The sequence below is a fragment of the Aliikangiella maris genome (genome assembly GCF_040719265.1).
GTDB lineage: Bacteria > Pseudomonadota > Gammaproteobacteria > Enterobacterales > Kangiellaceae > Aliikangiella > Aliikangiella maris.
On record NZ_JBFDAH010000007.1, the window covers coordinates 56,048 to 72,167 of the forward strand.

At 36.8% G+C, this 16,120-nt stretch carries 14 protein-coding genes; 5 read left to right on the top strand and 9 right to left on the bottom strand.

The window, feature by feature from the left end:
• Window positions 1-48 precede the first annotated feature (48 nt).
• From ABVT42_RS08190 to ABVT42_RS08200, 3 genes are all read right to left on the bottom strand, one after another.
• A complete protein-coding gene (locus ABVT42_RS08190) occupies window positions 49-1,452 on the bottom strand; it encodes an HDOD domain-containing protein (protein WP_353874254.1) in 1,404 nt (467 codons plus the stop codon).
• A 145-nt stretch (window positions 1,453-1,597) separates the two neighbouring features.
• On the bottom strand, window positions 1,598-2,830 hold the full coding sequence (locus ABVT42_RS08195; protein WP_353874255.1) for an ABC transporter permease: 1,233 nt from the start codon (window positions 2,828-2,830) through the stop codon (window positions 1,598-1,600).
• Window positions 2,824-3,630 (bottom strand): ABC transporter ATP-binding protein, encoded by an 807-nt coding sequence (locus ABVT42_RS08200; protein WP_353874256.1) that lies wholly within the window; start codon window positions 3,628-3,630, stop codon window positions 2,824-2,826. The genes ABVT42_RS08195 and ABVT42_RS08200 overlap by 7 nt, the downstream gene beginning before the upstream one ends.
• Window positions 3,631-3,853: 223 nt before the next feature.
• Between ABVT42_RS08200 and ABVT42_RS08205 the strand changes: the two genes are divergently transcribed.
• The 4 genes from ABVT42_RS08205 to ABVT42_RS08220 are packed head-to-tail and all read left to right on the top strand — an operon-like array spanning window position 3,854 to window position 7,672.
• Window positions 3,854-4,558, top strand: coding sequence for a YIP1 family protein (locus tag ABVT42_RS08205; protein WP_353874258.1), 705 nt, complete (start codon window positions 3,854-3,856; stop codon window positions 4,556-4,558).
• A gap of 19 nt (window positions 4,559-4,577) precedes the next feature.
• Window positions 4,578-5,744 carry an efflux RND transporter periplasmic adaptor subunit gene (locus ABVT42_RS08210; protein ID WP_353874259.1) on the top strand — a complete coding sequence of 389 codons (1,167 nt, stop codon included), beginning with the start codon at window positions 4,578-4,580 and terminating at the stop codon, window positions 5,742-5,744.
• Between the two features lie 4 nt (window positions 5,745-5,748).
• Window positions 5,749-6,453 carry an ABC transporter ATP-binding protein gene (locus tag ABVT42_RS08215; RefSeq protein ID WP_353874260.1) on the top strand — a complete coding sequence of 235 codons (705 nt, stop codon included), beginning with the start codon at window positions 5,749-5,751 and terminating at the stop codon, window positions 6,451-6,453.
• The gene (locus ABVT42_RS08220) at window positions 6,446-7,672 is read left to right on the top strand and encodes an ABC transporter permease (protein WP_353874261.1); all 1,227 of its coding nucleotides are present in this window, start codon (window positions 6,446-6,448) and stop codon (window positions 7,670-7,672) included. The genes ABVT42_RS08215 and ABVT42_RS08220 overlap by 8 nt, the downstream gene beginning before the upstream one ends.
• Window positions 7,673-8,108: 436 nt before the next feature.
• On the opposite strand, the gene ABVT42_RS08225 is transcribed toward ABVT42_RS08220, so the two are convergent.
• Genes ABVT42_RS08225 through ABVT42_RS08250 form a run of 6 tightly spaced genes read right to left on the bottom strand, consistent with a single transcriptional unit; the run spans window position 8,109 to window position 13,147 of the window.
• Window positions 8,109-9,404, bottom strand: a complete 1,296-nt coding sequence (locus ABVT42_RS08225; protein ID WP_353874262.1) for a tetratricopeptide repeat protein — start codon at window positions 9,402-9,404, stop codon at window positions 8,109-8,111.
• 15 nt (window positions 9,405-9,419) lie between these two features.
• On the bottom strand, window positions 9,420-10,034 hold the full coding sequence (locus tag ABVT42_RS08230) for an energy transducer TonB (protein WP_353874263.1): 615 nt from the start codon (window positions 10,032-10,034) through the stop codon (window positions 9,420-9,422).
• 1 nt (window position 10,035) lies between these two features.
• Window positions 10,036-10,437: an ExbD/TolR family protein gene (locus ABVT42_RS08235; protein ID WP_353874264.1), complete on the bottom strand. Its 402-nt coding sequence runs from the start codon at window positions 10,435-10,437 to the stop codon at window positions 10,036-10,038.
• A gap of 15 nt (window positions 10,438-10,452) precedes the next feature.
• Entirely contained in the window at window positions 10,453-10,977 is a 525-nt protein-coding gene (locus ABVT42_RS08240; RefSeq protein WP_353874265.1) for a MotA/TolQ/ExbB proton channel family protein, read from the bottom strand.
• A 3-nt stretch (window positions 10,978-10,980) separates the two neighbouring features.
• A complete protein-coding gene (locus ABVT42_RS08245; protein WP_353874266.1) occupies window positions 10,981-12,366 on the bottom strand; it encodes a MotA/TolQ/ExbB proton channel family protein in 1,386 nt (461 codons plus the stop codon).
• Between the two features lies 1 nt (window position 12,367).
• A complete protein-coding gene (locus ABVT42_RS08250; protein ID WP_353874268.1) occupies window positions 12,368-13,147 on the bottom strand; it encodes a DUF3450 domain-containing protein in 780 nt (259 codons plus the stop codon).
• A 1,047-nt stretch (window positions 13,148-14,194) separates the two neighbouring features.
• Here ABVT42_RS08250 and ABVT42_RS08255 point away from each other — a divergent pair.
• On the top strand, window positions 14,195-16,006 hold the full coding sequence (locus tag ABVT42_RS08255) for a tetratricopeptide repeat protein (RefSeq protein WP_353874269.1): 1,812 nt from the start codon (window positions 14,195-14,197) through the stop codon (window positions 16,004-16,006).
• The last annotated feature ends 114 nt before the right edge of the window (window positions 16,007-16,120 follow it).

A 16,120-nucleotide genomic window follows, 5' to 3' on the forward strand; every position in this document is an offset into this window, starting at 1 on the left:
TATACTCGAAATATATACCAAAAGTAAATAGATAAACCGCTGACACTACTACCTGATTTTCATTAACACTAACTTAGCCTGACATACAAATAACTGAAAGGCCTCTTGCTGCTCTTGAGTTATTTGGGGTCCGTTAACGCCGTTATCAGCATAAAAACAACCGATAACTTTACCTTCAACAATGAGAGGTCCCCACAGTGATTGCCCTACTCCAATACGATGTTGAATCTTTTTGCGCGTTGAGCCATTTTCCCGCAGCTCTGTCTGACGCAAAATAGCCTTATTATTTAACACCTTTTGATGAATTTCGGGAATATCCTGAAAACAATCAAACTTAAAATTTTCCTTAATCTGACTCCCCATTCGCTCAACAGAATGTTTAGCTGATATACGACTCCGATCAGGACTGAGTAATCCCACCAACGCACAATTAAATCCGCCGCCTCGCTGAATTCCTTCAAGTAATTGCTGTAAAACAACATTAATATCAATTTTTTCTCGGTACAGAACCGATAATTCTTGAATAATTTCAAGTTGAAGGGTTTTATCAATATTTATCTCTAGCGGCTCGTTCACGCTTTCTCTTTCAGGCTCATTGGCTAATTTTAAATCAAGCTCTAATCCCATTTTAAGCAGGCTTTTTTGGGTTTCTTCTGTTGCCTCAATAATTTTTTCTGAAACTTTTTCAGGTGCTTTACCCGTATAACGACAAATTGACTTTATGTGCTTTTCTACCGCTTGATCCATACCTTTAATTTCACAATAGCTGGCAAAACTGTTACCCAACAATATGCTTCGCAATGGACTGGTCTCGGCATAGTGCCCGCCTATCATCTCACCAATCATTGGAGCAATATTCCATGTTTGACAAAGCCCTAATGTTAAATCGTTAAAAAAACAGCCTATTAGGTCTTTTTCTTTACCATCATGCAATGGATAAGCATTATTTAGCGGTTGATAAACCGGACTATCTTCATGAATTGTCGAATATACTGAAACTTCGCCCAAACTCATTAATAAGGCTGAAATAAATATTTCTTCAGTATTTTTTTGGCCATAGAGCTGAGCAATATTTTTTGCTTGAATAGCAGAGTGAAAACAGCGAGATAAGAGTAATTTTAAACTTTTTGAAGATTCTTTTTTCAAAAAAGATTCTATCAACATACAACTGGCACAAACTTCTTTAATGGAACGGTGTCCCAATATCATAATTGAACGACTGATGGTACGAATCGTACGGCCAGAAGTGTTGAACAAGGCACTGTTCGCCATTTTTAAAACGGAAGCGGTTAAATTAGGATCTTTTAAAATAGTCCTGGCCAGCTCTGAGGAATGTTTTTGCGTATAAGCTTCGACACTTGATAAAGCCCTTACATTTTCACCAAAGCTGGGTATTGAAGACTGCTTTAATAACTTTAACCACTCGTCTTTATTCTGCGGTGAATCTGACATCTGAAGTTTATCAATACTAAATTTATTTAAGTATAGACAAACTTCTCAGATAACCAGATTTAATTATGTAAAAGCTAATTTTTAATCTACTAACCGACTAAGATTGATATTAAAAATATCAGAATATTCGGAAAATATAAGCCAATTAGTTTCGAAATAAGACTTGTTCGCGTTGAAACCACCAATTACAAAGCCCAAGCAATAACCCCGCAATAACTGTTGTTGAAACAAATATGACAGCCAACATGCCCATATCGATGGTTCCCTTAAAAATCTCTTTAATCGCCAACGAAACATTAGTTATCGGCACCGAGGCCCAAACCCAGTCCAATTTGACTCCGGGAAGTAAAGGTAAAATCAATGGGAATATGACTAGCATCATTAAGGGAGACATGTAGTTTTGTGCTTCTTTAAATGTACGTGCATAAATTGAAACACTTAACAAAACCGATGCAAAAATTGCTGCAACTGGTACCAACATTAAAAACATCAAAAACACATCAAAACTTGATATCGTAGCCAGTGCTTTCATAATTTCATTAACGGCACTACTCCCCTGACTACCAATTCCCGACAGCATCATTGGCCCTAAAAATCCTATCATCAAACCAAAACTGATGAGAGAAAAAAACACTGAAACAAAGGATGTTGTAAAAATTACCAGAAACTTAGCTAACACCAACTGGAAGCGTGGTACAGGCGTTAATAATAGCGTTTCCAATGTTCCGCGTTCTTTTTCACCTACGCCAATATCAATTGCAGGATACATTGCACCACTTAGCCCAATTAAAATTAAAATGTACGGCAAAAACCCACCAATTTTTTCACCAAATGATTCACGCTTATCGGCGGTCGAAGTTTTTATTAACTCAATGGGATTGTTAATTGCTTTACCTTGCGCTTCACTCAACCCCAATTGTGCATAGCGACGATTCACCTCTTGCTCTTTCAAATCCTTAATTGCATCGTTGACTCGTCTAAAAATAATTGCGCTGGTTGTAGCTGAATCGTTATACAGCATTTTTATTTCGATGTTTAAGCCTGCTCGTAAGCGAGCTTGCGCATCTTCTGGAATTACAATCGCAAAGCGCAGATCGTTTGCGTTGATCATCGTCTTCGCTTTCTCTATATCCTTAACGGTCTCTTGCTTTAATTTGTCATTCTTTACAAGTTGCTCAACTAATTCAGGATAATATTCACCACCAACTATCGCATAAGATAAATCTTCATCAACCGCTTTTTTAGCAATCTTGGTACTCAGTGTTATAAAACCAAGCATGATTACCGGCATAATTAAAGTCGGTAATAGTATGGTAAAAATAAGAGTCTTTTTGTCGCGAGTTAATTCTAACAACTCTTTTAAGTAAACTTTTAGCATGTTACGGCTACCTCTTTTTCAACCAGACTAACAAAAACATCGTATAAATTTCCTGTTTCACTCAACGCTTTAAACGCCTGTAATGAACCATTAAATTGGGTTGTCCCATGATTGATTAAAACAACACGATCACACAGTTTTTCAACTTCATGTAAATGGTGAGTAGAAAAAACAACGGGCACATTGCTTCCTTTGTATGATTCAATAAAGTCCAATATTGTTTTAGCTGAAATCACATCAAGTCCAGTAGTAGGCTCATCCAACACAACAACTTCTGGCCGGTGTATAACCGTCCGAGCTATATTGGCACGCTGTTTCATTCCTGTTGATAAAGTATCGGCTTTTTTATCGGCAAAGCTGTGAATATCAAGCAAATCAAAAACTTTTTGAATTTCTTTGTCCAACTCATCTTCATTCATACCATGTAGCCGTCCAAAATATTGAACATTTTCTCTGACTGTTAAGCGATGATACAAACTGGTTGTTCCGGATAAAAATCCAATTCTTCGTCGCATAGCAACAGGTTGAGCAACCACATCATCACCATTAATCATAATGTTGCCTTCGCTCGGCTGTAATGCTGTTGAAAGCATTCTAAGGCTTGTTGTTTTGCCAGCACCGTTAGGTCCAAGAAGGCCCAAAACCTCACCAGAACCACAGCTAAAGCTCACATCTCTAACGGCATTAAACCAATGCCCTTCTTCACGGACATCAACGACTTCCTGATTTTTCTTTTTATTTTCCTTAATCGTTTTATTATCTAGTCTAAACCGTTTTTTCAAATTTTTTACTTCGAGCATATCACTGCGCACTCCTGACAATAAAAGGATAAAATTCGGGTAATTTTCACCATCATATAGATTAGTCTTCAGATCGACGAGTTTATTACCATTTTCTTCCAATAATTAATCATTAATTTATTGAATTGATGAAATAAATGTCAAATTCGTTCGATATCAGTGTAATAAATTTAACAATATAAAGACTAAATAACCTGAAAATTCTATCAAAGGGGAAAACTTAATGTCCAATTCAGCGAATAGTTTATCTATATTTACCAATATCCTTACCTCTCCTCAGCAGGCATATCGTGATATTCAGCAGTCCTATTCAATTTTATTTCCGTTAGGGCTAATTTTAATTCTAAATACTGCTGCTATCATTTTGTTATACAGCAACATCGATTATCAATGGTTTATTGAGCAACTTGTCGAAGCCGAAGCAGGTGATTTATCAAAAGCAGAACAAGATGCCATGCGCCAGGGAATGTCGATGATGTCACCGGGTGTAATGGGAGCCATCAGTGCGGTAACCGTCGCCGTTATCGTTTTTGTTGTTTTTGCCCTTTATTCGCTTTACCTAGTGATTGTTTCCAGCATCACCAATGATGGCTACCAATTTAAGCAATGGTTATCACTAGTCTCCTGGAGCAGTATTCCTGCAATTTTTGGTGCACTGGCTTCAATTATATTTATTCTAATGAGCGAAAATGGACAAATTTCACCGGCATCAGTGAACCCTTTAAGTTTAAATGAATTAATTTTCGGTCTGGATGGAATGAAAGGTGCAGGAAAAATACTTGCGTCTACCGATATTTCAATCTTCTGGACAATTGCTCTCCTGACAATTGGATATGCGCAATGGACAAAAAAATCATTTATTAAGTCATTTTTAATTGTTATTTTGCCCTACGCCGCTTACTACGGTATCAGTTTAAGTTTATTGTAAAAACAAAGGCCAATAACTTATGAAAAAAAGTATTATCCTCATCTTAATATTATCGATTGTAATTGGTGTCCCTTTAGCTAAAAAATATTTTAGTAATGAGAGTGTTAAAGAAGTACAAACTGAACAAGTCGGTTTGCAAACGATAAAAGCGTCAATTTTAGCTTCAGGTCAACTAAAACACGAAGATGAAGTGAAACTAACGGCAGAAGTTATTGGCAGAGTGACCCAATTATTTGTCAAGGAAGGTGATAAGGTAAGCAAAGGAGAGCTTGTATTAACGATTGATGATCAGACCTATCGCGCTGCGGAAGAACAACAACAAGCGGCAGTTGATCAGCAAAAGGTCAGCATCGAAAAACAAAAATTGATTGTCGAAAATTTGCATAAGCAATGGCAAAGAAAATTAACCTTATTCGAGAAAAAATTATTAGATCAAGATGCTTTTGATTTAATTCATCATCAACTTGACGTTGCAAAGGTTGATTTAAAGGCAGCAAATGAAATACTAAAACAAAATCTCGCGCGTCTGGAACAAGCTAAAGACCAACTGTCCAAAACAAAGATACACTCACCTATTAATGGAATTATTACCTCTCTAGATATAAAGGAAGGTGAAACCGCAATATCCAGCACGACTAACATAGCCGGTTCAGCATTAATGACGATTGCTAATCCATCAAGTATGTTAGCTGAAATTAATGTTGATGAAGCTGATATTTCAGAAATAAGCATTGATCAAAAAGCAGAAATTATTGCCATCGCTTTTCCTAATGATCCAGTCAATGCGGTAGTTGAATCGATAGCTTCCAGCGCAAAACAGGCTAGAGGCCGACAAAGCTTGAGCTTTGCTATAAAGCTTAAATTAATTGATAGTTCGACCATTCATTTACGACCAGGCATGAGCTGTCGAGCAGAAGTTTTTACCCGCGGTGAAAAGCAGTTGCTTGCGGTACCGTTAAAAGCGATTAGAGTTGAAGAAGATAACGACAAAGAAACGGTTGAAAATTTCGTTTTTACTATTGAAAACGGTGTGGCTAAAAAGGTAAAAATTAAAGCAGGGATTTCCGATGATGCTTACCAAGAAGTATTAAGCGGAATTGAGCCGGATATTGCGATTATCACTGGTCCAGATAAAGTATTGCGACACTTAAAAGATGGTGACACTGTATCTACAATCGGCGAGTAAAAAAGTGAAAAAGCTAATAGAATTAAAAGCCATTTGTAAATTTTATCATATGGGTGACACGACAGTTAAAGCCTTAGATCATATTGATTTATCGATCAATTCAAATGAATATATTGCATTTATTGGTTCATCTGGTTCGGGAAAATCCACCATGATGAATATTTTAGGTTGTCTTGATAAACCGACTAAAGGGGAATATCTACTCAACCAGACAAGTGTAGCGGAACTAAATGCAAACGAACTAGCTGAAATTAGAAATAAAGAAATTGGATTTATTTTTCAAAGTTTTAATTTATTGCCTAGAGCTACCGCATTGCATAATGTCATGTTGCCATTAATATATCGTGGAGTACCACTTAAGCAACGTATCCATATGGCGACACAATCCCTTCAAAAAGTAAAGCTTGCTGATCGTTTAGACCATATTCCCAGTCAATTATCGGGAGGGCAAAGGCAGCGTGTAGCAATTGCTCGCGCATTGGTAACCAATCCAGCAATTTTGTTAGCCGATGAGCCAACAGGGAATCTGGACTCGCAAACAACAACAGATATTATGCAGCTCTTTGATGAACTTCACCAGGAAGGTCAAACGATCATTATGGTAACGCATGAAGATGAAATAGCGCAACATTGTCACCGAGTTGTCAGACTGAGTGATGGCAAAATAATCGAGGACTTTTTAAATTCTGAGGAGCGAAGTAATGTTTAGTTTGATAGAAAGCTTTCGAAGTGCGCTACAATCAGTTAAAGCACACGGATTCCGTAGCTTTTTAACAACCCTGGGAATTATTATTGGGGTTGCCTCAACCATTGCCGTAGTTTCAGTCATTCAGGGACTCAGTTACTCCATCAATCAGCAGTTTGAAGGGTTTGGTTCAAACTCCATCTCTATCCGTTCATATACACCAAGAAATGAACGTTTAAAGGGGAAAATAGCTCGAATTACGCCTGACGATGTTGAGGTTATCAGCAAACAAGTCGAGGGTGTTCAATTTATCACCCCTATTTTAGGTTCAAATGTCGGTTCAACTAGTTCAATAAAATTTGCTGGCAATGAGACTTTTGGACAGGTCTCTGGCTCTACTTATAATTATCAATCCGTACAAAATATCGATATGAAATATGGACGCTTCCTTTCATATAGCGACAACCTCTCGCGGCGCAAAGTTGTGGTTATTGGTGAAAAAGTTCGCACCGAATTAGCTTTGCCCAAAAACCCCGTAGGCGAATTCATTCAATTTGCCGGCGAATGGCTAAAAATCATTGGACTTGCTGAAGAAAAAGGCGCATTTCTTGGATTCAATCAAGATAACTTTATGGTAATGCCTTACTCAACAATGCAAGGATTAAATGGAAATCTGATCGAACCAGATATATTCGTACAACTCCAACTAAAAAGTCTAGAAAATCTAGATTCTATTAAAGAAAAGATTACCCGAATTTTAAGAAAGCAGCATAAATTAACTACCGAAGATGATGACTTTAAAGTTGAAACACCCGAACAGCTCACATCAGGAATATCACAAGTTATTGACACTTTAACAATTGTACTTGGCGGAATTGTGAGTATTTCATTATTTGTTGGTGGCATTGGCATTATGAATATCATGCTGGTCTCAGTTACAGAGCGAACCAGAGAGATAGGTATTTGCAAAGCGATTGGTGCAAAACGACACCACATCCTGCTCCAATTTTTGATAGAGGCAATCGTTTTATCACTTCTAGGTGGAATAATCGGCATAATAATTGGCTATGGACTCGGCTTTCTCGCGGCAGCAACAATTCCAAATTTCCCACCAGCAACAATTCCTTTATGGGCAATAGGAATTGCATTTGGATTTTGTGCTTTTGTCGGTATTCTATTTGGAATTTTGCCTGCGGCTAAAGCAGCTAACCTAGATCCAATCGACGCATTGCGCTACGAATAAAGATATAAGCATAGTCATGTGGATATACTTGACGTCAGAATATACTTGTCTTGTGGAAACACTTATTTAATAGAATAAGACTTAAATAAAGTGATTGTTAAATTAAAGCTTAACGATACTAATAGACTACAAGTTAAAAAAATATTAAATAAATAATCAGAATTTAAAAGATTAAGGCAATAAAGAAAGAGATAAAAATATAATGTATTTTAAAGAATCCTCTGAGTTGAAAACATCAGCCTAGTCTTTTTATTTAAATTGACTAGTCTAGTCTTTACCCTATCAATCTAACTTATTTAATTTAATTTAACTTATGTATAACTTATGTATAACTTATGTAACTACTCTATCGAGTTGTAAAATATAAGTTAATAACTTTAATTAGACAAAAAAATACCGCTTAAAAGCGGTATTTTAATAATGTCTTAAAATGAATTTAGCTACTACATTTGTTGCGTTGTTGTTTATCTTTTACATACGCAATCCAAGCGTTTGCTCTACTACGCCAAGTTTTATACTTAGTGGCATTTTCCAAAGAGTCCATGGCCGACTTACATTGGCCAAGATTCGCCTGTGCCGTACCTCTGGTATAATAAACTCGCCCAGTATCTTCAACACCTTTCTTTAGTGCTTTATTCAAAGACTTAATCGCATCGGTCCATTTTTCTCGCTCTACGTATAAGTCAGCTTGAGTGAGAAAATGTTCACCATCATCCGCAGCTTCAGCAGTACGACCGAACGCAACTATCGCTTTATCAACTTCTTTACTAACACGGTAGTTATTAGCAATCGCTTTTAAATTTCTTTCTTCAGGTTTAACAATACCCTTATTTAAACCTTCCTCCAAAATTTCTGCTGAGCGATAAGAAACTTCTTCATAAGCAAACAATGAAGATAAAGTTTTATAGTCAGTTTCAGTTTCAAAGCCACCATTTAAATAAAGCATTTCCATGACAGCTAAAGAATCTTTAGTTTTATCCAATTGAAGATACATACTCGACAATTGACGCCAGTATGAATTCTCTCGAGGAAAAACTTCGACCATCTCTTTTAAAACTGATGTAGATCCAATAATATCTTTTTGTTCATAATGGCTTAATAGAAGAATATTATAATAGCTTTTCTTAGGTTTATCTTCATGTTTTACCGCCAAATAAGCAGGACAAAGAGCCTCTTTAAATTTTGAAGCTTCTGCTTTCATTGCAGCTAACAAATAATAAACTTTTGGATCATCCTTTATCGATTTTGCAAGCCAATCGTTAATTAGCTCGACAGCTTTTTGCTTGTTTCCTACCGAATACATTAATGTTGCAACATTAACTCTCAAGCCTTGCAGCCTATCATGATCAAGTTGTCCTTCACCAAAGCTTAAAGCATTTTCAAAATAAGGCAGCGCTGACTTATAGTCACTTTGCTGAGAATAAGCGCTAGCGATATTCATTGCTACTACAGACTTCACATACTCATCTGATGAAGACTCGAATAAAGCTTTAAGTGCCTGAATCCCTTCTGGGTATTGGTCATTTGCCAGTAACTCCATTGCACGAGTCAAACGCTTATGCACCTTTTCTGTCATACCGCGAATTGGTGGCTTTGGAACTTTTTGGTTTTTATTAATCAGTGGTTTACACTGTTTAGTTAATTGCGTTTCAGGAAGAGCCAATACTGAAGTCGATAAGCATACACCTACCAACGTTGTAGCAATTAACTTAACTACTGAATTATATTTCATTGTTAATTACCTCTACTATTGACCCAGTTTAAATTCCATTGTGTAACGCATGTTAGGTTGCTCCACAGCCTTACCATCAATAACTCTAGGCTTAAATTTCCATTTATAAATGGCCTTTCGAGCATCTCGCTCAAAGATTCGCTTCGGCTGTGCGTCAATAACCTTAACATCTTTGGGTGAACCATCTGGTGATACGGTGAATTCAAATCTAACCCAACCTTCAATACCTTCCATCGCCGCTTTACGTGGATAGCGAGGCTCGATAATTACCATTGGTATAGCATCACCATCGGACAAATTCCCCCCGCCAACATTTCCAAGATATGTTCCAGAGTTAACACTAACATCGAACTTACCTAAGTTAATATTAAGGTTTTTAACAGGTTTTTGCACTTTAGCCACCCGTTTAGGTTCTGGTGGTGGTGGACTTTTAGGTGGTGGTGGTGGTTTAGGCAACCGTCTATTACGCACCTTTAAATCATCTTCGGGTGCCGCAATAACAAACTCAATCGTTTTATCGTCTGTTAATTTTGGTGGCTTTAAATCAGATTTAATTAAAAATGCCATCAAAACGAACAAGCAGAACGTTACCCCGCCACCAACTCCTATTCCAAGTAATATTCTTTGCATATTAATTTTCCGCCGCTACAGAGATATTCTTAACGCCTGCTGCTTTTGCTGCATCCATAACATCTAGAAGTATTCCCGATTTAGCTGATACATCAGCCTGGATTACAATAGTACTTTCGGGGTTTTCTAAAAGCATTCCCTCAACAGTCGTTCTCACATCTTCTTTATTGATCTTCTTCTTAAGCATATAAATTTCGCTGTTTGAATTAATACCAATAAATATATTTGCTTTTGGTTTTTTCTCCGCGGATTTAGCCTTTGGCTCAACTATATCCACGCCCGCCTCTTTTACGAAAGAAGTGGTTACGATGAAGAAGATCAACATAATGAATACTATGTCAAGCATAGGTGTCATATCAATTGATGCTTCTTCCTCTTTTGGCTTTAAGCTCTTTTTCGCCATACTTTACTTCCTAATCTAGTGATGAGGCATATGGTCGGCTAACTCCTGTGCATGCACATTTGCCGAATACTCTAATCGAGAACTGATGAATAGACCTGATAGCGCGGCAACCATTCCAGCCATTGTTGGAATAGTAGCTTGGGTAATCCCTGCAGCCATCAATCTTGCACTTCCGGTCCCAGACAACGCCATAACTTCAAATACATTTATCATTCCAGTTACTGTCCCTAACAATCCTATCATTGGACAGATTGTCACGATGGTTTTTATAACCAGTAAACCGGAGTGGAGCTTTTCTCTCATTTGTGAGATCCAAGCTTCACGTATTTTGTGAGCATGCCACGAAGTTGTGTCTTCACGCTGGTCCCATTGAGCGACCAGTAATCTTGCCTGTTTCGGATAAGTTCTCGAGAAATACCATAGCCGTTCGATAATCATTGACCACATGACAACCAGTGCTGCGGCAATGAACCATAAAACGTCTCCCCCGGCTTCAATAAACCGGGTGACAGTTTCTAATAGCTCTTCAAGAAACAGCATTGATTATGCTCCTGATTTTTCCTGGTGCTGTGCGATTAAACCTGTACTTTGTTCTTCTAAAATATGAATCAGATTCTTTGAAATACCAGATACAACACTATGGAGTAAGATTAATGGTAGTGCTGCAACGATACCTAATACAGTTGTAATCAATGCAGAAGAGATACCACCAGCCATAATTTTTGGATCGCCTGTTCCGTATAGTGTAATACTTTGGAATGTGTCGATCATACCTGTAACAGTACCTAATAGACCCATTAATGGCGCTACCGCAGCAAACACTTTAATAATCGTAATTCGAGTTTCTATCTTGGGTGTTTCTTTTAACACGGCTTCGTCAAGTTTTAACTCTAGGTTATCAACATCATCATCTTTGTTCGCTAAATAAACAGCCATGATTCTACCAAGCGGATTATTACCTGGCGTGCTTGATTTAGCTTGCTTGTTCATTTGACCCTTAAGCAATAATAAAGTCACTAAACGCTCAAGAACGATAATTAAACCAATGGCTAAAACAACACCAATTGCGGTACCAACAGGTCCAGCATAATTTTCAATACGCTCAGGCCAAGACTCACGTTTAACTTCTTGAGTCAAAATGCCACCACGTGTTGGATCAAGAGCTAAAGGTGCGTATCCAGAGGCTGCGCTTTCATACTCTGGAATTAATGAAGTAATTCGAGATACCGGTGAACGCGTTAACTCTTTAATGTCTTGTGAAGCACCATCAAATACTAAGTACTCGCCGCCAGAAATCAGGTTGAAAGCACCAATTCGAGTAATTTCACGAGGCTCTTTTTTACCTTCAGTATTAATAATGTCATTAGAAAACTTAACCACTTTCCCTTGTTCGGTCATTTCTTTTTGCATAGCAACCCATAGGTTACGAATCTCTGGAATTTTTGGGAAAACTTTAGCTTGTGCCAGATTTTCTAATTCCTGATGTCGATTTGGGTGCTGTGCAGTAACAACTGAGCGTTTTAAACCAGCCGCGGTATTACCAGCAAACTGACGTACAACCCCAATCATTTCACCTAAAGAGCCAGCTTTTAAAAGTTTTTGCTCTTCAAGCTCAGCTAATTTCTTTTCATTTTGAACCATTCTTTCTTTTAAGCGCTCTGAACGATCTTCTTCACGCTTACGCTCTTCCAAAGCTTCATTCAAGAGACGACGTTGAGCATTACGATCATTTAAGAAGGCTTGCTCACGTTTTTGGTTCACACTATCTTGCTTAATTTTATTTTGCTTAACCAATTGAAACAATTGATCTAAAGTCTCTGCTGCAGGCTTTGGTACAGCACCAGGATTATCATTTGTTTGCTCTGCTGCAACCGCAGTAAAAGATGCGCCGGCTAGTAAAGTGGCGACCAATAGAGTTTTTAATTTCATGTTATTGTGCCCCTTTTGCTGCTGGAACAGGTAATTTAATTAAGTTATTACTCGCTTGTTTGTTAGCCATTTTTATACCGTACTGAATAGAACGAATATACTCTTCACCTAAAGGTTCAAAACTTTTTGACTCAGCATTCCAAAAGCCAGCAGAAGTGCCGTCTAATGTTAAATAAACCAATAATACTCTTCCAAATCTTAAGAACTCAACTTTTCTATCTTCACCTGGAATGTCGGCTTGATAAGCTTCAAAACCCTCACCATATTTAATTTCTGCTTCATAGGCAGAAAGAATGGTTCGATATTTTTCACCAGTTGCAACATCAGCACGTAACATATTGTTTTTCAGTCTATTTACGCGTGCAAGACGGTCTTCACGATGGAACGGAAGATCAATTTCAATAAATGCTTCAAGGGTTGCAATCATTTCATTCATAAGAGGAACAACACCGCGTTCAGTTTCATCGATATTATCGATTTCATCCTGAATTGTTAGCATTTCCTGCTCTTGAGAGTTAATTAGATTTTCTAACTGGTTGTTATAGATTTTTAAACTCTCAATAATTCTTAAGGTACTTTTATATTCAGCAGCCATATTAAGAGTTTGCTCAGCAAATCGATCGATTTTTTTCTGAGATTGAATAGAGGCGTTAGTGATTTGGTTCTCAAGTTTAATTGATTTATCAAGTGAAGTTTGAGCAACCAGATTACCCGCTGATAAAATTGCTATCAGCCCCACTATGATGGTTCTAAGTCTTGTTGTTTTATTGCGATTAAGCATATTGTTTCCAAACTTATTTTAGGGTTAAAAACAAATCGAAATTGAATAGAAAGCCGAAGGTTTCCTTTCTTTTTCGCTACGAGATTCGGTCTGTTATTATTATTTACGTGTACATATTTTGAGCTACCAAAGTGTTAGGTCATTCACATTTGTACACATTAATGCCGACTATAAACAGAAAATATTGATGAGTCAATTGGTTAAACGAAATGTTCGTACTTTGAAACAGCAATATTTTCCCATCAAAACTCGGAGATTTCTCCGTAAAAATATAAAAAAAACCTTTTTGTTTTAATTGGTTACGATATTTCTGATTTTTAGTACAAAAATACGAGATACTGAGATTCCGACTTTTCGGTCCATATCTCTTACTTTTAACAAAGCAATCTATATTCTAGTACAACTTTTATTAAGAAACAGAAATTTATAATTTTGAATAATTTATTTAAATTTAAACTGCTACGTCAGTAAATATATCAATTCTAAATTATGGTCGATACCAATATTTTTATTCTAAGGAAGGATGTATATAATCATATGGGTTAAGAAAAGGTTTTCAAATAAGCTAACTCATTCAAAACATCTACTTAAATCAAACATTAGAAAGATGGCGAATTGCTTTTATAACTAACTTATATTGGGTTGTCCCTAGCCCTGTTTTTTAAAGAGTCAATATAAAAAGAGTTTGTACTTTGGCATTTAATTAAAGTAACACGCGAAGTACTTGATTGAGGCCAGAGGTAGCTCCACTTTTAGCAACAATTGTCTTAAATATAAGCAAGTAGTATCGTACAGCTAGAGCCAAACTACTTATTTGATTATTTGAGTTTAATTCTTTATTAAATCGACTACATCAGTTACCAAGATATCGTTGCTAAAAATATAAGTTCACAGATAGTCAATGATTTATGTGGCCAAACAACTCAGCAATAAGACATAATAAATTCAACGAAAAGATAGCATATTGTAAAACAGTGATCCTACCTGTTGATGCAAACAGAAAACAACACTACTTGAACACAAAGACAGAGTTTTTACGAATTAGCAATGATCGCCATTAATCAAAATCTACAACAAGCCTTTACACAGCTTCAGCAAAGAAACTTCAATCAGGTTGAAAAAATTTGCCGTAGCATTTTGGCTGAAGCCCCCAAAAATATTGATGCATTACATTTATTGGCGATATCGGCCAAGCAACAAGGTCAATTTGATCGTTCAATCCATTATTTTCAACAATGTCTCAGTCTTAACCCAAAACACCCGGTAGTACTTACAAATTATGCCAATATGCTCGCACAGACTAATCAGATAGATTTGGCATTAGAATATTATGACAGAGCAATTAAAGCATCAAAGAACAATGTCGATGCGTTTTACAACTGGGCAGACCTATTATTCCAACAAAAAAACTTTACCTTGGCCATTAAAAAATTAAATCAAGTATTACATATTAATAATAAACACTATTTGGCTTTAAACCTGTTAGGAAGTTGTTATAAAGAATTAGAGCAACACGACGAAGCGCTTCAATTTTATGACAAAGCGCTAACCCTTTCTCCAGATAACTTTTATGTAATACACAATAAAGCCCTAACGTTAAAGTTAATGAAAAAGCCTCAAAAAGCGCTCGAATATTTTCTAAAAATTTTACCTCAGGGCCGAAATATTGCGGAATATTGCTATAACTTGGGATGTACTTATTCAGATCTAAACGAATTAACTAATGCTAAGATTTATTTTGAAAAAGCCATAACACTCAAGCCAGACTATCTCGATGCGCACAAATCACTAAACGATATGCTATGGGAAAGTAATCAAGATAATGAGTTTCTTTTGTCTTATAAGCATAGTCTAAAGACACTCCCTACTGCACGACACTTATGGTTTGCCTATATCGCAAATTTAACACAAGCATCACGATTTGAAGAAGCTAAGCAAGCTTTAGAAACGGCGATTAATACTGTAGGGAGAGCACCAGAGTTTACCCATGCCCTTGGAGTCTACTATTTCAGAAATAACAACTTTGACACTGCATTTTCTCTTATTGAAGAGGCTGTCAAATCTGCTCCTACAGAAAACAGATTTCAAATCGATATGGCAAACCTCTATATTCAGCAAGAGGCATATTTACAAGCGCTCAATCATCTCGATATTGCTCATCAGAATCAGCCATTAAATCAGGAAGTTTGGGCGTACAAAGGCGTATGTTGGCGACTGCTTAATGATGATAAATATTTTTGGTTGAATGATTACGAAAATTTAATCGACATTGATCGTCTTCAACCGCCTTCAAACTATGATAATAGTGAACATTTTTTTTCACAGCTAAATGATGAGTTACAAAAGTTACATACCCGTAGTCGTCAGCCACTTGATCAGAGTGTTCGTGGGGGAACCCAATCCATTGGCCACTTATTAGATTATCCAATTCCAATTATTCAAGAATATCGAAAAATATTAGAGGAGCGAGTAAACCGCTTTCTTTCTAGATTACCGAAAGATAGCACTCATCCTTTTTTAAGCCGTATTAAAAAACAATTTATTTTTGAAGGTAGTTGGTCAGTTAAACTAGCAGCGAGCGGCTTTCATGCCAATCATGTTCACCCATTTGGTTGGCTTTCAGGTCCGACCTATATCAGCTTACCTTCCATCATTTCACCATCGGATAAAACAAAAGCTGGTTGGGTAAAGTTTGGCGAAACATCGTTGAATTTAGGCAGTCGAGAAATGATAGGAAAGGAACTATGCCCTGAAGTTGGATTAAGTGTATTATTTCCGAGTTATATGTGGCACGGTACTCATCCATTTGAATCAGATGAATCTAGAATTACGCTACCCGTGGATCTGATGCCGATCTAAAAATAGGCCTATTTATATAACGATATAAAAACGTAATACCATATAATATGCTATACCATATAAAATATAATGCCGTTTGTTTTTGCCAAGCAATAAGCAATAGTTAAGCTGTTT